The organism is Bradyrhizobium sp. ORS 278, from assembly GCF_000026145.1.
In the GTDB taxonomy this organism is placed as follows: Bacteria; Pseudomonadota; Alphaproteobacteria; order Rhizobiales; family Xanthobacteraceae; genus Bradyrhizobium.
On record NC_009445.1, the window covers coordinates 5286564 to 5303421 of the forward strand.

General features: G+C 66.5%; 15 protein-coding genes. 5 read left to right on the top strand and 10 right to left on the bottom strand.

The window, feature by feature from the left end:
- Positions 1 to 55: 55 nt before the first annotated feature.
- Together BRADO_RS23645 and BRADO_RS23650 are read left to right on the top strand one after the other, a co-directional pair.
- Positions 56 to 1594 carry a hypothetical protein gene (locus BRADO_RS23645; protein ID WP_012028722.1) on the top strand — a complete coding sequence of 513 codons (1539 nt, stop codon included), beginning with the start codon at positions 56 to 58 and terminating at the stop codon, positions 1592 to 1594.
- Between the two features lie 120 nt (positions 1595 to 1714).
- Entirely contained in the window at positions 1715 to 3442 is a 1728-nt protein-coding gene (locus BRADO_RS23650) for a caspase family protein (RefSeq protein ID WP_173363511.1), read from the top strand.
- A 7-nt stretch (positions 3443 to 3449) separates the two neighbouring features.
- Here the strand turns inward: BRADO_RS23650 and BRADO_RS23655 are convergent, their stop codons facing one another.
- The 4 genes from BRADO_RS23655 to BRADO_RS23670 all read right to left on the bottom strand — a co-directional run bounded on the left by BRADO_RS23655 (position 3450) and on the right by BRADO_RS23670 (position 8147).
- Positions 3450 to 4439, bottom strand: a complete 990-nt coding sequence (locus tag BRADO_RS23655; RefSeq protein ID WP_012028724.1) for a threonine/serine dehydratase — start codon at positions 4437 to 4439, stop codon at positions 3450 to 3452.
- A gap of 56 nt (positions 4440 to 4495) precedes the next feature.
- Complete coding sequence (locus BRADO_RS23660; protein WP_041756855.1) at positions 4496 to 5308, bottom strand: UDP-2,3-diacylglucosamine diphosphatase; 813 nt, start codon at positions 5306 to 5308, stop codon at positions 4496 to 4498.
- Positions 5309 to 5499: 191 nt separating this feature from the next.
- Positions 5500 to 6918 (bottom strand): pyruvate kinase, encoded by a 1419-nt coding sequence (pyk, locus tag BRADO_RS23665; protein ID WP_012028726.1) that lies wholly within the window; start codon positions 6916 to 6918, stop codon positions 5500 to 5502.
- Positions 6919 to 7073: 155 nt separating this feature from the next.
- Complete coding sequence (locus BRADO_RS23670) at positions 7074 to 8147, bottom strand: tartrate dehydrogenase (protein WP_012028727.1); 1074 nt, start codon at positions 8145 to 8147, stop codon at positions 7074 to 7076.
- A gap of 199 nt (positions 8148 to 8346) precedes the next feature.
- On the opposite strand from BRADO_RS23670, the gene BRADO_RS23675 reads away from it, so the two are divergent.
- Positions 8347 to 9264 carry a LysR family transcriptional regulator gene (locus BRADO_RS23675; protein ID WP_012028728.1) on the top strand — a complete coding sequence of 306 codons (918 nt, stop codon included), beginning with the start codon at positions 8347 to 8349 and terminating at the stop codon, positions 9262 to 9264.
- A 255-nt stretch (positions 9265 to 9519) separates the two neighbouring features.
- Here the strand turns inward: BRADO_RS23675 and glgX are convergent, their stop codons facing one another.
- From glgX to BRADO_RS34270, 3 genes are all read right to left on the bottom strand, one after another.
- On the bottom strand, positions 9520 to 11754 hold the full coding sequence (gene glgX / locus BRADO_RS23680) for a glycogen debranching protein GlgX (RefSeq protein ID WP_012028729.1): 2235 nt from the start codon (positions 11752 to 11754) through the stop codon (positions 9520 to 9522).
- 34 nt (positions 11755 to 11788) lie between these two features.
- Positions 11789 to 12070: a DUF3606 domain-containing protein gene (locus BRADO_RS23685; RefSeq protein WP_012028730.1), complete on the bottom strand. Its 282-nt coding sequence runs from the start codon at positions 12068 to 12070 to the stop codon at positions 11789 to 11791.
- A gap of 850 nt (positions 12071 to 12920) precedes the next feature.
- Entirely contained in the window at positions 12921 to 13181 is a 261-nt protein-coding gene (locus tag BRADO_RS34270; protein WP_371259343.1) for a DUF3551 domain-containing protein, read from the bottom strand.
- A gap of 230 nt (positions 13182 to 13411) precedes the next feature.
- Here BRADO_RS34270 and BRADO_RS23690 point away from each other — a divergent pair, with 230 nt between their 5' ends.
- Positions 13412 to 13870, top strand: coding sequence for a hypothetical protein (locus BRADO_RS23690; RefSeq protein ID WP_041756857.1), 459 nt, complete (start codon positions 13412 to 13414; stop codon positions 13868 to 13870).
- A 43-nt stretch (positions 13871 to 13913) separates the two neighbouring features.
- Here the strand turns inward: BRADO_RS23690 and BRADO_RS23695 are convergent, their stop codons facing one another.
- Genes BRADO_RS23695 through BRADO_RS23705 form a run of 3 tightly spaced genes read right to left on the bottom strand, consistent with a single transcriptional unit; the run spans position 13914 to position 16300 of the window.
- A complete protein-coding gene (locus tag BRADO_RS23695) occupies positions 13914 to 15332 on the bottom strand; it encodes a sensor histidine kinase (RefSeq protein ID WP_012028733.1) in 1419 nt (472 codons plus the stop codon).
- The gene (locus BRADO_RS23700) at positions 15329 to 15994 is read right to left on the bottom strand and encodes a response regulator transcription factor (protein ID WP_012028734.1); all 666 of its coding nucleotides are present in this window, start codon (positions 15992 to 15994) and stop codon (positions 15329 to 15331) included. Before BRADO_RS23700 ends, BRADO_RS23695 begins: the two co-directional genes overlap by 4 nt.
- Positions 15995 to 16300, bottom strand: a complete 306-nt coding sequence (locus BRADO_RS23705) for a PepSY domain-containing protein (protein ID WP_012028735.1) — start codon at positions 16298 to 16300, stop codon at positions 15995 to 15997.
- 339 nt (positions 16301 to 16639) lie between these two features.
- On the opposite strand from BRADO_RS23705, the gene BRADO_RS23710 reads away from it, so the two are divergent.
- Entirely contained in the window at positions 16640 to 16840 is a 201-nt protein-coding gene (locus BRADO_RS23710; RefSeq protein ID WP_041756859.1) for a hypothetical protein, read from the top strand.
- Positions 16841 to 16858 lie beyond the last annotated feature (18 nt).

A 16858-nucleotide genomic window follows, 5' to 3' on the forward strand; every position in this document is an offset into this window, starting at 1 on the left:
GTGATCGTTATGCCAACGCGCAGCAATTTGCGCGATGGGTCTGTCGTGGTCTGTCATGGTCGATGAAGTCTTCGCCCTTTCGCCGATTTCTGCCCGCGCGGCCCAGCCGAACGAGGCGGATTACGAGGCGATCCGCGACGCCTTCATGGAGACCGCGCGGGGCCGCTGGTTCCTCGGTGAGTATGCCAAACGCAACCGCAATGCTGACACCAGCATGGTGCTCGACGCCGTAGCGCGCATCGAGCATGCGCTGGCCTCGCAACGTCTGCAGCAGCAGGAGCTCGACCAGGCCGATACCAGGGCCCTGCCCGAAGCGCTGGCCGCGATCCGCGCGGCGGTCGAGGACGCCGCGCTGGCGGCAGCCTCGGCCGTGGATAGGCTCGCGCTGGAGGAAAACCTCACACCGGTGCGTAAGGGCACCCGGATCATCAAGGAGATTTCCTGGCGCTGGCGCGAGATCGGCGCCGACTCCCGGATCTGCGACCTGATCGATTCCCAGGTCGTCTCGATCGAAGCCGCCTGCGACCAGCTCGCGAACGCCGACCCCATGGCGGCGCTGCTCGCCGCGTTCGACATCATCAAGACGCGGCTGAACGAGCTGGACGAGCGGCAAGCATCGACTTCGGCTCCGGCGAACGAAACTGCGGCATCGGCGCCCTCGACCGCCGCACCCGCTCCCAGTGCCGAGGCGCCGGTGTCGGCGCACGATCTGGCCGCAGAGTCGCCGCACGCGCCCGAGCCGGACCTCCAGCCGGTGCTTGCATCTCAAAGCCAGCTTGTTGCGGCCGTGACCGCGATCGAGGACATCGAGACGTCCGCCGCGTCGGGCAGCGTCATGGTTGCCGAAGTGACAACCAGTAATGGTCCGGATGTTGAGGTCCCCGCCCTTGCCGCGCAAGTCTCCCCCGCCGTGCCGGTCGAGATGATCGCCGAGCCGTCCGTTGCCGAGGCCCTGGTCGAGATCGAGCAACAGGCCACCGGCGACGCTGAGGATGCGGCAGCTGCGGAGGCGCAGGACGAGGCGATCCTCGAGCTGGTCGCCGCGGAGATGGGGGCGCCCGATCCGATCGACGACGAGGATTTCAGTCGCGTACGGACTCTCGGGTTCGACATCGAGGAGCCGGCATCGGTCGACGACGACATCGTTGCCAGCTTCAGCGAACCTCTGTCGGAGCCTGAGCCCGCGGTGGCCCCAGCCGAAGCACCCGTGGTCAAGGCGGCTCCGACTCCGATCGCTCCGCCCGTGGCCGTCGCGCCGCCGATGGCGCCTCCTCCAGCTCCCAGTGAGCCCCTTCCGGCACCGCTCCCGGAGTCCATCGCTGCCGAGACACTGGCGGCTGTGGCCGCGGCTATGGCCGTCACACCCCAGCCCCCGCCAGCACCGCAGTTCGCCGAGCCGACGCCGAGCCCGGTGGCAACAGCCCCCGCTACGAGCGCGACCGCCTATACGATGCCGAAGCCCGCCTATGAGCCGTCGCTGGGGTCGACGCTGCTGTCGAACGGGCTTCTGCAGCGTCCGCAGACGCCTGCCACCGACCCGCTGGCGCCCATCCGTCGCATGACGCAGCCCGAGAAGATCGCGTTCTTCTCCTGAGCCGGAATGTCGGTCGTCCATCGATCATTGTGACGCTCGCGGCCCATGGCGAGGTGACGCGCATCACGTACCCGCGAACGTGACAAGCCTAACCTGCTCCTCCAGTCATCCGCCTTGCGCATGCTCGAGGAGAACGCCGTGCCCCTTTCGACAATCCGCGCTCCCAGGTCCCGATGGACATCTCTGCTGTCATTGGCCCTGCTGGGCTTGCTGACGTGTATCGGGCTCAGCTCCGCGTCAGCAACTAATAACGAGATCGACAATCTGCAGACACCGCCGCGTGCTCTGGCGCCACCACCGTCGGTGTCAGCCGACGTGCAGGCCGCGCCATCGCAGCAGGCGCCCGAGCCGCGCGTTGCGCTCGTCATCGGCAATGGCAGCTATCAGAACGCACCGCCGCTGGAGAACCCGGAAAACGACGCACATGCCGTCGCCAAGCTGTTGAACTCGGCCGGCTTCGAAGTGATCACGGCGACCGACCTGACGCAGAACGAGATGCTCAAGGTGGTGCAGGACTTTTCGAGCCGCATCGTAGCCCACGGGCCGAATGCCGTCGCCATGGTGTACTACGCAGGCCATGGCGTTCAGCTTGCCGGGGAAAACTACCTCATTCCCATCGATGCACGCATCTCGGCTCCCTCGGACCTTACGACCGGCACTGTCCGGCTGGTCGATCTGATGGCCACGCTCGAGGCGGTGCCGAGCCGCCTGCGCATCGTCGTGCTCGATGCCTGCCGCAACAACCCGTTTCCCTCCATCAATGACGCCGGGCGCGGCCTTGCCATCGTCGATGCGCCGAACGGTTCGATCGTCGGCTATTCGACCTCTCCGGGCGAGGAGGCGCTCGACGGACGCGGCGAGCACAGCCCCTACACGCAGGCATTCTTGAATCTCGCACAGCAGCCGAACCTGCCGATCGAGCAATTGTTCAAGCGCGTCCGCCTGCAGGTGAACCAGACCACCGGCGGACGGCAAACGCCGTGGGAGAGTTCGTCGCTGACCAGCGATTTCACCTTCTTCGGCGATACGCTGGTAGCGGCCGCGCGGCCCGCCGACAACGCGCCTGTCGTGCAGATGGCCGCCGACCTGCCCAGCCGCTCGGTGCGGCAGGCTTATGACTACGTGCTGTCGGAGAACCGCCCGCAATATTATCGCGAGTTCATCGCGATGTATCCGCGCGATCCGCTCGCCGACCGCATCCGCGCCCTGCTCGCCGGCCTGGTTCAGGCCGCGGCCTGGCACGAGGCGGTGCTGGCGAACTCACCATCGGCCTATCAGAGCTTCAGCCAGGCGTATGCCGACAGCCCGTACGCGCCGGTCGCGCTGCGACTGCAGGTTCAGCCACGACCGATCCCGCTGCTGCAGCCCAGCCGGCTGCTGGTGCCGCCGCACATGGCGCCGCGGCCCTTCAACGGCGGCGATCAGATACAGGCGCGCCCTGGCCCGCTGCCGAAATTGCCGAACGCCGCTCCGCCTTCCACCAATCTGCCGCCGCGCCAGACGCTGCCGCCTTCGGTCGTGACCAGCGGCAAGCCGATCAACACGCCCGGCAAGGTCGTCGATGCGCAGCCGACCGGCCCGCGCAAGATCGGCGACAAGAGCCCGCCGCCATCGACGCCGCCTGCTGTGACGAAGATCCAACGCGATCCGCTGAAGCGGGCGCCCGGCAGGCCGTTCGAGAGCCGTGACGTGAAAAACCACTTCCCCGGCAACTCTGGACCGTTCAAGCCCGGCTTCAATGCATCGCGCCCCGCGGTGGCACGCGGGCCCGGCGCACCGCACTTCGCGCAATCCGGACCGCGTCCGGGAGGCGGAGGTTTTTCGCGGGGTGGCCTCGGCTTCCACTGAGGCCAGGTCAGGCGATCAGCATGGCATAGAGATCGGCATCGACATTGCCGCCGGAAAGAACGATCACCACCGTCTTGCCTGCAACATCGAGCCGCCCCGCCAGCAAGGCCGCCAGCCCGACCGAGCCGCCGGGCTCGACGACGAGCTTCAGCTCACGGAAGGCGAAGCCGACCGCGCGGCCGACCTCCTCATCCGACGCCTCGACCGCAGCGGACAACAGCTTGCTGTTGATGGCGAAGGTGATCTCGCCGGGGATCGCCGCCATCAGCGCATCGCAGATGGTGCGTCCCTTCGCGTCGTGCGCCTCGCGATGGCCAGCACGCAGCGAGCGGGCGTGGTCATCGTATCCCTTGGGCTCGGCGACGATCATCTGGGCTTGCGGATAGCGCGCCTTCACCGCCGTCGACACGCCTGCGAGCAAACCGCCTCCCGAGGCGGGAACGATGACGACATCGGGCGACAGGCCAAGTACCGCAAGATCTTCCGCGATCTCGCGGCCGACGGTGCCCTGCCCGGCAATGACATAGGGATCGTCATAGGGCGGCACCACGGTCGAGCCGCGCTTGCCGGCGATCTCGCGGGCAATCGCCTCTCGGTCTTCACGGTCGCGATCATACAGCACGACATCGGCCCCGAAGGCCTTGGTGCGCTCGCGCTTGGCGACCGGAGCATCGGACGGCATCACGATGGTCGCATGCATCCCGAGCAGCGTTGCGGCATGCGCGACGCCCTGGGCGTGATTGCCCGAAGAAAAGGCGACGACACCATTCGCCCGCGACGATTCGGGAATTGATGCCAGCTTGTTGTAGGCGCCGCGGAACTTGAACGAGCCGGTGCGTTGCAGCACCTCGGGCTTCACGAACACGTTCGCCTTGAGCTGCTCGTTGAGCACCGGGGCTGGCAGCAGCGGGGTCCGCACCGCCACCGGCGCGAGAACCCGGGCCGCCGCATCGATGTCGGCGGCGGTCACGGGCGGGATCGGGGCATGAGCTGTCATGTGCTCAATTTACCGCGCCCGGTCGCTGCGAGGCAAGGGAGCCCGCTCGCTTGCTCTCAGGCCGCGCGGGCCGCCAGTTGCGGAACCGGCGCCGGCTGCTTCAGCGGATCGGTCCAGGTCAGGATCTCGAACCTTCCGTCCTCGTGCTCGACCAGCGCGGTGCAGCTCTCGACCCAATCGCCGCAGTTCATGTAGCGGATGCCGTCCTGGTCGCGGATCACGGCGCAATGGATATGGCCGCAGATCACGCCGTCGGCGCCATGCCGCCGCGCCTCGGCCGCGAGCGCCGTCTCGAACGCGCCAATGTAGTTCACCGCGTTCTTGACCTTCTGCTTGGCCCATTGCGACAGCGACCAATAGGGCACGCCGAACATGCGGCGGAAGAAGTTGACCAGACGGTTCATCTGGATCGCGAAGTCATACGCCTTGTCGCCGAGATGGGCGAGCCAGCGGGCGTTCTGGACGACGAGATCGAAGATGTCGCCGTGAATGACCAGGTAGCGCTTCCCGTCGGTGCCGGTGTGGACGATGTTCTCGACGACGTCGATGCCGCCGAAATGCGTGCCGTAATAGCCCCGGAGGAACTCGTCGTGGTTGCCGGGCACGTAGACGATCTTGGCGCCCTTGCGCGCCTTGCGCAGCATCTTCTGCACGAGATCGTTGTGCGACTGCGGCCAGTGCCAGCTCGATTTGAGCGCCCAGCCGTCGATGATATCGCCGACCAGATAGATCGTATCGGCATCGTGATGGCGCAGGAAATCGACGAGGAGATTGGCCTGCGAGCCGCGGGCTCCGAGATGAACATCGGAGATGAACAACGTCCGAAAGCGCTTCGTCGGGCTTTCTTCACCAGCAGTCTCGAGTCCCATGCGCGCCCACCTAACAGTCCCTGATGACAAGGCGATGACGAACGCCGCACCGGCAGAACCCATCCTGCCGGATCGCGACTGACATCGTTCGCATGACGACTCACGATGTCCTCGCCACTGCCCCGCGATACCAGCGGGGTGCGACAATCAGGCGACAAGCGGGCGGCGCATACAGGGAATTCGGCTGCCTCCTATCTGGGCACGGTGACGACGCGTAGATTGTTGGTGGTGCCGGCCTGCGCGAACGGGATGCCGGCGACGACGACCAGCAGATCGCCCTTGTCGGCGAACTCCTCCTGGACCGCGAAAAACGTCGCGCGCTCGACCATCTCCTCATAGCTCTGCACGTCCTGCGACAGCACGCTGTGCGCGCCCCACAACAGGCACATCCGCCGCGAGGTGTCCTCGTTCGGCGTGATCGCAAGGATCGGCAGGCTCGGCCGCTTGCGCGCGACGCGCGAGGCCGAGGTACCGCTCGACGTGTAGGCCACGATCGCCTTGGCATGGATCGCCGAGGCGAGATCGGCCGCGGCGGTCGCCACCGCATGCGGCGGCGTCTGCTCCTCGTCGGGCTGCGTCGCCTGGATAATCGAGGCGTACATCTTGTGCTTCTCGGTCGACTTGATGATGCTGTCCATCATCGCCACGGCCTCGCGCGGATACTGGCCGCTGGCCGATTCCGCCGACAGCATCACCGCATCGGCGCCGTCATAGATCGCGGTCGCGACGTCGGAGACTTCCGCGCGCGTCGGCGTGGGTGTGGCGACCATCGAGTCCAGCATCTGCGTCGCGACGATCACCGGCTTCACCGCGAGCCGGCAGGCGCGCACCAGCTCCTTCTGCTTGCCCGGCACATCCTCATTCGGAATTTCGACACCGAGATCCCCGCGCGCCACCATGATCGCATCCGACAGCTGGATGATGTCGTCGATGCGGTCGAGCGCGGCAGGCTTCTCGATCTTGGACATGATGCCGGCGCGGCCGTCGATGAGCCCCCTCGCCTCGATCACGTCGGATGGCTTCTGCACGAAGGACAGCGCGACCCAGTCGACGCCGAGGTCGAGGCCGAACGTAAGATCGGAACGATCCTTCGCGGTCAGCGGCGACAGTTCGAGGATCGTGCCGGGCAGGTTGACGCCCTTGTGATTGGAGATCGCGCCGCTGACGATCACCTTGGCTTCGATCCAGTCGTCGCCGAGCCCGGTGACACGCACGCGCACGCGGCCGTCGTCGATCAGAAGATCGTGACCGGGCGCGACCGCCGCAAAGATCTCCGGATGCGGCAACGGAATCGACGTCTTGTCACCCTCGGTCCCATTCAACACAAATCGAATCGTCTCGCCCGCTTCGACCTGGATCTTCTTGTCGCGCAGGGTACCGACGCGGATCTTCGGTCCCTGCAGATCCATCAGGATGCCGATCGGACGCTGCACGTCCTTTTCCAGCGCGCGGATCGCGGCATGAACCTTGGCGTGATCAGCCTGCGTGCCGTGGCTGAAGTTGAGACGGAACGTATCGACACCGGCGAGGAACAGCTCCTTCAGCATGTCAGGAGAATTGCTGGCGGGACCGACGGTCGCGACGATCTTGGCTCGACGGTGACGACGCATGATGTGTCCTTTCTCCCCAACCCAGATATCGCGTCTCTATGACGCGCATGCCTTGAGCATGCGTGGACGCAGCGGAAGCGGCTGTATACGCCCCGCGGCGTCCATTGCAAGCGGTTCGCACAACACGCTCGGATTGCACGAGAAGGAGGCACCCGTCAGACGTTGGAGCCATGGATTGCGTCGATCACGGCGTCCGTCACCTCCTTGGTTGTCGCCTTGCCGCCGACATCGGGCGTCAGGACGCCCGCTGCACACACCTTCTCCACCGCGGCCATCAGTCTCGCGGCAGCGTCCTTCTCACCGAGATGCTCGAGCATCTGGGCCCCGGTCCAGAACGTCGCGACGGGATTGGCGATGCCCTTGCCGGTAATATCGAAGGCCGAGCCGTGGATCGGCTCGAACATCGACGGGTAGCGCCGCTCCGGATCGATGTTGCCGGTGGGCGCGACGCCGAGGCTGCCGGCGAGCGCGCCGGCGAGATCAGAGAGAATGTCGGCGTGCAGATTGGTCGCGACGATGGTGTCGAGGCTCTTCGGCTGCAGCGTCATGCGCACGGTCATCGCGTCGACCAGCATCTTGTCCCAGGTCACGTCGGGGAATTCGCGCGCGACTTCCGCGGCGATCTCGTCCCACATCACCATGCCGTGGCGCTGCGCATTCGACTTGGTCACAACGGTGAGAAGCTTGCGCGGCCGCGACTGCGCCAGCCTGAACGCGTATCGCATGATGCGGGTGACACCGACGCGGGTGAACACCGCGACCTCGGTGCCGACCTCTTCAGGCAGGCCACGATGCGCGCGGCCGCCCATCCCGGCATATTCGCCTTCCGAATTCTCGCGCACGATCACCCAGTCGAGATCGCCGACGCCGACATTGCGCAGCGGCGAGGCCACCCCGGGCAGGATCTTGGTCGGGCGCACATTGGCGTATTGATCGAAGCCCTGGCAGATCGGCAGCCGCAGGCCCCACAGTGTGATGTGATCCGGCACGTCGGGCGCGCCGACCGCGCCAAAATAGATCGCGTCGAATCTCTTCAATTCGACGAGACCGTCGGCCGGCATCATCACGCCGTGCTTCTTGTAGTAGTCCGAGCCCCAGTCGAAGGTCTTCACATTGAAGCTGATGTCGCCTGCGCGCCTGGCCAGGGCTTCGAGCACGCGGACGCCGGCGGAGATCACCTCGGGGCCGATACCGTCGGCGGGAATGGCGGCAATGGAATGGGTGCGCATGGAATGAGCTCCGTGTGAGGGATTGCGTGGCCGCGTCGGCCCCGACATTGCGGGATAGCAAGAGCAACAGGGTCAGCGTGGCGGAGACCCCGGCAGGCTGGTTCGCAGGACCGTAAGGCAGCGCAGGTGATGGCTTCAATATTCGCCTCATTATACAAAAAAATGATATAATCCCAGAGCCCTCACAGGACCGCCGATCATGGAATTGCACCAGCTCCGCTGCTTTGTCGCTGCCGCCGAGGAGCTGCATTTCGGCAAGGCGGCGCAGCGGCTGCAGATGCTGCCCTCGGCGCTGGGTCGCCAGATCAAGCTGCTGGAAGAGGACCTCGCGACTCGGCTGTTCACACGCACCACGCGCGCGGTGGCGCTGACCGAGCACGGCAGCGCGCTGCTGGGCGACGCCCGCGCCATCCTCGCGCGGGTCGAAGCGGTTGAGACCGGCTTCCGCCGCCGCGCCCGTGGCATGAAGACGCTGCGGCTACGCGTGGGCGCCATCGACAGCGCCGCCGCAGGTCTGCTGCCGCAGCTGCTGCATGACTTCAGAGAGGCACATCCCGACATCGCGGTGCAGATCCTGGAGGAGAAGACCCTCCGGCTGCTGCCGAAGATCCTCTCCGGGGCGCTCGATCTCGCCTTCGTTCGGCCGCCGGAGCGCAGCGATGTCAGGCTCGAGTTTCGCGCGCTGCTCAGCGAGAGCGCCGTGGTCGCGCTGCCGCAGCGGCATCGGCTGGCGGCGCGGGCGTCGGTGTCGCTGTCTGACATCACCGAGGAGCCGCTGATCGTGCCGGACCGGCGCTCGCGGCCGCACAGCCATGATCTCACGATGAAGCTGTTCGCGCAGGCCGGACTGTCGCCTGACGTGGCGCAGGTCGCCGACGAGAAGCAGACGATCGTGCATCTCGTCGCGGCCCGGCTCGGCATCGCCATCGTGCCGCGCTGGACGTCGCGGCTGGCGATCTCCGGCGTGCGCTTCGTGCCGCTGCGGCTGAAGAGAGGCAGCACCGCAGGGCGACTGCCGCTGGCCGCAGCTTGGCTGAACGGCTCGCGCGATCCGGCGCGCGAGGCGATGCTGGGTGTGCTGGAGAGACGGCTTGCGAAGTACGCGCGAGGGGCGTGACGCGCTGAGTTCTCATGAACGGAGTCGTAGCCCGATGAGCGGAAGCCTGCGCCCGCAGGGCGGAGGCGGACGCGATATCCGGGTTCTCACCAGCTGTCTGCGGTGAACCCGGATGTCGCTCGCGCCGACGCCGAAGAGGCGTCGGCTGACGCTCATCCGGGCTACGCGGGAGCGGCTCCGACTCGGCGCATGCCTCGAAGGACGGCCACGAGCTCCCCTGCCCCGACGCGTTTAACAAGCTCTCCCCCCACACCCCTACCCCAGCGGCGTCTCCGCGATGTCGAGCAGGGCGCCGAGGCCGTGGCGGAGACCGCGCATCGGCTGCTGCTCCGAGGACAGGCCGAGCGCCAGCATGGAGCGGCCGGTGACCTCGTAGACATGGCCGAACGGCAGCGACTGCACCTGGGCGTCCGGCTGATTGGTATCGATCAGCGCCAGCCAATTGTGCCCCTCGGGCACCGACGGCAAAGTGAAGTTCACGACGTCGAAATGCGCGTTGTAGATCAAGAGCAGCGTCGCATCCGAGCCGCGCCGCTTGACGCCGGTCTCCTGGGCGCGGCCGTCGAGCAGCATGCCGAAGCAGCGTGCGTTGCCGTCGGTCCACTGCTCCGTCGCCATCTCCTCGCCTGATGGCGCCAGCCAGGTCACGTCCTTGACGTCGAGCTCCTCGTTGAGCGAGCCGACCAGGAAGCGCGAGCGATACAGGATCGGGAACGCCTTGCGCATCGCGATCAGCTTGCGCGTGAACTCGCGCAGCTGCCGCCCGGGCGCTGATATCCCCATCCAGTCGAGCCAGCTGATCTCATTGTCCTGGGCATAGGCGTTGTTGTTGCCGTCCTGGGTGTGGCCGAACTCGTCGCCGGCGAGCAGCATCGGCGTGCCGTGCGACAGCAGCATCGTCGCCAGCATGTTGCGCTTCTGCCGTTCGCGCAACGCGATGATCTCCGCATCGTCGGTCGGCCCTTCGACGCCGCAATTCCACGAATGATTGTTGCTGTGGCCGTCGCGATTGTCCTCGCCATTCGCCTCATTATGCTTATCGTTATAGGAGACGAGGTCGTTGAGGTTGAAGCCGTCATGGGCGGTGATGAAATTGACGCTCGCCCACGGCCGGCGACCGCGCTTGTTGAAAAGATCACCGGAGCCGGAGATGCGCTTGGCGAAATCGGCGAGGGTGCCGCCGTCGCCCTTCCAGAACGCGCGCGTGGTGTCGCGAAACTTGTCGTTCCACTCCGCCCAGCCCGGCGGAAACTGACCGACCTGATAGCCGCCCGGACCGATGTCCCAGGGCTCTGCGATCAGCTTGACGCCCGACAGCACCGGATCCTGGCGGCAGGCATCGAGAAAGCCGCCGCCCTCGTCGAAGCCATAGGGCTCGCGCGCGAGAATGGTGGCGAGATCGAAACGGAAACCGTCGACGCGCATCTCCGTCGCCCAATAGCGCAAGGAGTCAGCGACCAGCTGGAGCACGCGCTGATGCGACAGGTTCACAGTGTTACCGGTGCCGGTATCGTTGATGTAATAGCGCTTCTTGTCCGGCAGCAGCCGGTAGTAGCTGGCGTTGTCGATGCCCTTGAAAGACAGGGTCGGGCCGAGCTCGTTGCCCTCGGCGGTGTGGTTATAGACCACGTCGAGGATCACCTCGATGCCGTTTGCGTGGAACTGGTTGACCATGGTCTTGAATTCGGTCGCGAGCGGCGTCTTGAGGTAGCGCGGCTCGGGCGCGAAGAAGCCGATCGAATTGTAGCCCCAATAGTTGCGCAGGCCCTTGTCGACCAGATAGCTGTCATCGATGAAGGCATGGATCGGCAGCAGCTCGGCCGAGGTGATGCCGAGCGAGCGCAGGTAGGCCGGAATATCCTGATGCGCGAGGCCGGCGAAAGTGCCGCGGTCGGCCTCCGGCACCAGCGGATGCAGCTTGGTGAAGCCCTTGACGTGCATCTCATAGAAGATGGTCCGCTCCCACGGGATCTCCGGCTTGCGGGCGGTGCCCCAGGTGAAGGCGGGATCGATCACCCGGCACTTCAGCATCAGGGGCGCGCTGTCGCGGTCGTCGAAGGAGAGATCCTTGTCGGCGTGATCCAGCTGATAGCCGAACAGCTCGGGACCCCAGCGCAGCTGGCCGACGAGCTGCTTGGCGTAGGGGTCGATGACGAGCTTGTTCGGATTGAAGCGATGGCCGGCATCGGGCTCGTAGGGGCCATGCACGCGATAGCCATAGACGGTGCCCGGACGCGCGGTCGGCAGATAGCCGTGCCAGACCTCGTCGGTATATTCCGGCAGTTCGATGCGCTCGAGCTCGGTCTCGCCGGTCTCGTCGAACAAACACAGCTCGACCTTGGTGGCGTGCGCGGAAAAGATCGCGAAATTGACGCCGAGCCCGTCCCAGGTGGCGCCGAGCGGAAACGGCCGGCCTTCGCTGATCTTGGCCTTGCGCAGACTGAAAGCCGCCTGCGTCAGGGCATCGGCCCTGTCAGTGAGTTGATCCATCAATGCCCCCTGCCCGGCTTCTGAGCCGACTGAACTAACGTGTTTCGGTGGTTGCGACGGCATCAGCGACGACCGTCTCGGTCGCCGTAACGGAGGCGATCACCTCCGCGGGCGGCACGTCGGCCGGCAGCGCCGTCTTGCTCGATCGTTGCAGCTGGACCTCCTTGGAGATCGCGGCAATGGAGTTGCCGATGCGGCCGACGATCTCGGTCAGCTCGGCCTGGGTGACGCGCAGCCTGCGCGTGACGATGCGCACCTGGACCCGATCGGTCAGATCGAGCTTGTTGCGGATCGGCTGAATCTTGGGACGGCGCATGGGGCTTCCTCCTGCATCAGAGCTAACCATGGCTCTGGAATTTGGTTCCCCTGGACGGCCGCGCTGCCGCAAGCGTGTGACGGGTCGAAGTGATGCCCCATCGGGATGAGCTTGATCGTTCTCGCAGCGTGATCCGCCCGAGTCCTGTCAGCGACGTTGCCCTCCGATCACGCAGAGGGCGCGGAGAATGCCGGGAGCTGGCCACTCCCATGGCCCGCCTGCAGAAAAAAAGCAGGCGGCAGTCACCACAGGTGCAGCCGAGACGTCCCGGCATTCCCCGCGCGATGGTTTTCACGCTTATATCCGCGCTCTCCCCGGTGTCCGGCTTGTAGCCACCGTCGCCGCAGGGATCATCGTCACCCGACGGCTTGGCGCCAGCCTCGGGGCGCCAGGACCACGCGTCTTCGCGTCCGCAAGCCTGCCGTTCGTCCGCGCAGGTCGCCCCGCGCTGCAGCCTGCCTGCGGCCACCGCATCCCGCGCCCGACGGTCCGTGACGATCGCGAAACGCCCCTCTCGAGGAGCACGGGATGACGCAAGAGAACCATAAATTCTGAAAAATAGCAACTATTTTATTTTTTTACGGAATCATTTGCCCGTGCCTCGTGGCCATTCCTGGGGCGAACGTCAGCGCGAGCCGGAATCAATCCGCACGATGTCAGGGAGGCTCGAGATGCTCGTGGCGACGTCGCACGCTTCATCGCCCTGGAATGAGACGGCGAACGAGCTCGGCTGCCGCAGGGTAGGCAAAGCGCCGGAGCCAGGCTGCGCGTGCCACGCCGCTTAAGACGCGGGACGGGCACCATGCGACACACCGATGTCGCACCAACCTCTTTGCTCAGCGAACGGTGCCTACCGGGGCGGTAAACGGCGATGACGTTCCACTCGTTCCAGGGGACTCTCACCGTAGGGGTTCGGCAGGCACATCGCCGGCAGACCCGCAGCCGCGGCCCGGCACGCATCCAACGACCTGAACTCGCACGAGATCGAACTGGAGCCACCCCACTCCCAGACCTGAAGGCACACGGGAGCGCCGCCAGCGAACCGTTGGGCCGCAGCTGGGCCGGTTGCCAATAGCGTGATCGAGATAAGCAAGAGAAGCGCGCGCATCATGGCTGATTATGACATGAGCCATTCGAATCCGAAAGGATTCTGATCGCGGCACCTTCCACATGGAACTGGCCGGCGGATCATCAAGCGCGGCACGCCGGCCAGTGACCCGCAGCCGGTAGCACGAACGTGTCATGGCGCGATTCACCGGCGCGGACGAGGATCAGACCGGGAGCGACACCGGCCACCGCGCAGCTGTGGCTTCGAATGGATCATGCAGCCGGGGATGGAAGATGATGGACGAAGCCCTCTGGTCGGCTCTGCGTCGCAGATCGATCACCGCGTTCGCTGCGCTCGGGGCGGCCGCCAACCTGCTCTGCATCGTGCTCACGTTCCATCGCGGCTATCTGACATCCGATGATTTCCATCACGGCGTCGTCGCGGGGGTGTGGCTGGTTCTGCTCGTCGGGATCCCGCTCCTGTCCCCCAGCCTCGCGCTGTTCGTCTTTCGTCGCTTCGCGCCGGTCGTGGCCCTGTTGACCACGCTGCTGCTCTCGATCCTGGCGATGAATATCGACGAGCTCGTTCGGTACTACGAGACCGGCGTCTTCGCGCGCGTCATGACATGGGACCTGCCCGGCATCGCCCTGCTCTTTCTCAGCATGTTCACGGTCGCGATGATGGCGGTACGCGCCATCATCCGGCTGGTCGACCGGCTTCAGGGCTATGATCCCGACCTGTCCTCCTCATGATCCCACGACCGCGCACGTCATGTCGTTCGTGCTCACTGCTTCCTCAGCCTGCGGTCAGAATGGAAGACGAGTAACTCGCCTTCGAAACCGCGCGCTGCGACGCGCTCAGCGCCGGCACCATGGCCGGCGCGATCGCGATCCGGGCGCCGCCGAGCTCGGCGCGACCGATCTGCAGCCGCCAGCCATAGGCCTCGAGCACGTCCTGCACGATGGCAAGGCCGAGGCCGCTGCCCGGCCCCTGCTCGTCGAGACGGCCGCCGCGCTCGAGCACGCGGCCGATCTGCGCGTCCGGGATGCCGGGACCGTCATCCTCCACCGTCACGACCAGCGGGCTCGCGCCCGCGACGATGCGCACCGTGCTCGCGGCGTGACGCGCCGCATTCTCCAGCAAATTGCCGAGTACCTCGGCGAGATCGGTGCGATCCATCGGCACGCGCAGGCCAGCAGGCACTTGCCCCTCGAAGCTGACATGTGCCGCCGCCGGGGTGCGCGCCAGGGTGCCGAGCAGCGCCTCGACCAGCGGCCCCAGTTCGGTCGCCGCCGCCGGCTCGCCGCGCAGCTTGCCGCGCAGCCGCGCCAGCGCCAGCTCACGGTCGACCTGACGACTCATCGCCTCGGCAACGTCCTCGACATTGCGCGCGAGCTCGAGCTGACCGAGCTGCTTCAGCCGCGCCGCGTCCGCGATCAGCGCCGCGAGCGGCGTCTTGAAGCCGTGCGCGAGATCGGCGGCGCGGCTGCGCGAGCGCAGGATCTCGCGGCTCTGCGCATCGAGCAGCGCGTTCACCTCCTCGACCAGCGGCGCGACCTCGGTCGGCACTTGCATCGGAAGATGCCGACGCTGGCCGCTGCGGATCTCGGCAACGCCGCGCCGCAGCACCGCCAGCGGCTGCAGGCCGAGACTGACCTGAACGGAGGTGCCGACCGCGAGAATGATGGCGAGCACGGCGAGCGCGATCGACAGGTCCTTGGCGAAGGTGCGCACCGCGCTGGTCGCGCCATCGAGATCGTAGGCGACAGCAGCACGCACCCGGATCTGGCTGTCCGGATTCATCAGGATGCCGCGCTCGGCGACCAGAACGCGCGCGCCGACGGGGCCGATCAGCTCGTGCTGATGCACGTCGCTCGGCCCGGGCTCGTCGATCGGCAGCGGCAGGATCGTGTCCCACAGCGAGCGCGAGCGCAGGAGCTGGCCGTGATCGTCCGAGATCTGCCAGTACAGGCCGGACAGCGGCACCGTGAAGCGTGGATCGGCGGGCGGCCGCGGCACCGCGATGCGTCCGTCGGCGTCGACCTCCAGACCGTTGAGCAGCTGGCGCAGGTGAACATCGAGATCGGAGGCGAGCGTGCGCGCGACGTGGCGCTTGAACAGCACCACCATGCCGGCGCCGGCGACACCGAGCGCAACGAGGATGGCGATGGTGCCTGCCGCGACCAGCCGCAGCCGCAGCGAGCCCAGCCTCATTCGGCGGTCTCCGGAATCATGTAGCCGAAGCCGCGGCGGGTCTCGATGATGTCGGCGCCGAGCTTCTTGCGGACGCGGCGGATCAGCACCTCCAGCGCGTTGGAATCGTGGTCGTGGCCAAGGCCGTAGACGTTCTCCTCGAGCTCGTGCTGCGGCACCACGCGGCCGTTGTGCCGCAACAGATAGGCGATCAGGCGGTATTCGAGCTGCGACAGCGCCACCGGCACGCCGGACAGGCTGACCTTCATCTGGCGCTCGTCGAGCGCGAGATCGCCCGATGACAGCACCGGCGCCGCGTGGCCGGCGGAGCGCCTGACGATGGCGCGCAGGCGCGCCAGCAGCTCCTCGTTGCGGAACGGCTTTGGCAGATAATCGTCGGCGCCGGCATCGATGCCGTCGACCCGCTCGGCCCAGCTCGCGCGCGCGGTCAGGATCAGCACCGGCATGTGCCGGCCGGCGCCGCGCCAGCGCTTCAGCACCGAGAGGCCGTCCATGCCGGGCAGGCCGAGATCGAGCACGACGGCGCCGTAATCCTCGGTGTCGCCGAGAAACCAGGCCTGCTCGCCATTGGCTGAGGTCTCGACCAGATAGCCGGCGGCCTGCAGCGTCCGCGACAGATCCGACGACAGGCGCGGATCATCCTCGACCAGCAGCACGCGCATCTACTTTTCCTCGACCCGCTCGATCTCGCCGCTGCGCGCGTCGATATAGACCTCGCGCATGCGGCCGTCGCGGCCGATCACCCGAAACTCATAGCGCCAGCGGCCGCGCTGGCGCTCGATGTCGATGCCTGTCACGTCGCCCGCGATGCGGCCGCGCAGTCGCGGCAGGATCTGCGACAGCGGCAGCACGTCGCCCGCCTCCACGGCGCGACGCATCGCGTCACGGCGCTCGAGATCATCCTCGCGCGCATCCGTCGCGGCGGAGGCCGCCGTCGAGATCAGCATCGCCAGGGCCGTGATGCGCATGAACCGTCCAATTTGAGGCAAATGCATGATCGTCGGCATGATGGTCCTGGGCGTGGCGCCGTGTTTGTCGTAGCGAGCCTGTCATCCGGTGCGCCCGTGCCCGCCGAGGTCGGACTGCGGAGCATGTGCAGATTGGGGGACGTGCTGCTGGTCCTAGTTGGAAGGTCCGATGTCGGAATTGTGGCCGGATCGCCGCAGGGGTGAGACTCACACCTGCGCCGCACCCTGCCCGAGACAGGCTGACGATTCGCTGACGCGCCGTGACAGCATGACGTCAGCGCAGCTGCGGCACGGTTTGCAACGGATGGCCCACGACCATATCGGATGAGGAGAGTAGCGTTGCGTAGTACCGTGATCATCGCCGCCCTGTTGACGGCCCTCGGCGGCACCCTGACCCCGGCCGACGCCGGACGTGGCCGACCTGCGGTCGTTGTGCTTGCGGCGCAGCCTCATGTCGCGCCCGCGCGGGAGCTGGGCTACGAGCCGAGCAAGCGCGACCGCGAGGGCGACGACGACGATCAGGACGAGCCGCGGCACTGAGGCACGCCGACAGCGCGC

What these genes read in the sequence shown, in the direction of transcription:
- BRADO_RS23695 (WP_012028733.1), bottom strand. Translation starts at nt 15,332, where the DNA reads ATGAGGCTGGGCTCGCTGCGGCTGCGGCTGGTCGCGGCAGGCACCATC.
- BRADO_RS23705 (WP_012028735.1), bottom strand. Translation starts at nt 16,300, where the DNA reads ATGCGCATCACGGCCCTGGCGATGCTGATCTCGACGGCGGCCTCCGCC.
- BRADO_RS23660 (WP_041756855.1), bottom strand. Translation starts at nt 5,308, where the DNA reads ATGGGACTCGAGACTGCTGGTGAAGAAAGCCCGACGAAGCGCTTTCGG.
- BRADO_RS23645 (WP_012028722.1), top strand. Translation starts at nt 56, where the DNA reads ATGGTCGATGAAGTCTTCGCCCTTTCGCCGATTTCTGCCCGCGCGGCC.
- BRADO_RS23655 (WP_012028724.1), bottom strand. Translation starts at nt 4,439, where the DNA reads ATGACAGCTCATGCCCCGATCCCGCCCGTGACCGCCGCCGACATCGAT.
- BRADO_RS34270 (WP_371259343.1), bottom strand. Translation starts at nt 13,181, where the DNA reads ATGATGCGCGCGCTTCTCTTGCTTATCTCGATCACGCTATTGGCAACC.
- pyk (WP_012028726.1), bottom strand. Translation starts at nt 6,918, where the DNA reads ATGCGTCGTCACCGTCGAGCCAAGATCGTCGCGACCGTCGGTCCCGCC.
- BRADO_RS23700 (WP_012028734.1), bottom strand. Translation starts at nt 15,994, where the DNA reads ATGCGCGTGCTGCTGGTCGAGGATGATCCGCGCCTGTCGTCGGATCTG.
- glgX (WP_012028729.1), bottom strand. Translation starts at nt 11,754, where the DNA reads ATGGATCAACTCACTGACAGGGCCGATGCCCTGACGCAGGCGGCTTTC.
- BRADO_RS23675 (WP_012028728.1), top strand. Translation starts at nt 8,347, where the DNA reads ATGGAATTGCACCAGCTCCGCTGCTTTGTCGCTGCCGCCGAGGAGCTG.
- BRADO_RS23670 (WP_012028727.1), bottom strand. Translation starts at nt 8,147, where the DNA reads ATGCGCACCCATTCCATTGCCGCCATTCCCGCCGACGGTATCGGCCCC.
- BRADO_RS23650 (WP_173363511.1), top strand. Translation starts at nt 1,715, where the DNA reads ATGCTCGAGGAGAACGCCGTGCCCCTTTCGACAATCCGCGCTCCCAGG.
- BRADO_RS23690 (WP_041756857.1), top strand. Translation starts at nt 13,412, where the DNA reads ATGATGGACGAAGCCCTCTGGTCGGCTCTGCGTCGCAGATCGATCACC.
- BRADO_RS23685 (WP_012028730.1), bottom strand. Translation starts at nt 12,070, where the DNA reads ATGCGCCGTCCCAAGATTCAGCCGATCCGCAACAAGCTCGATCTGACC.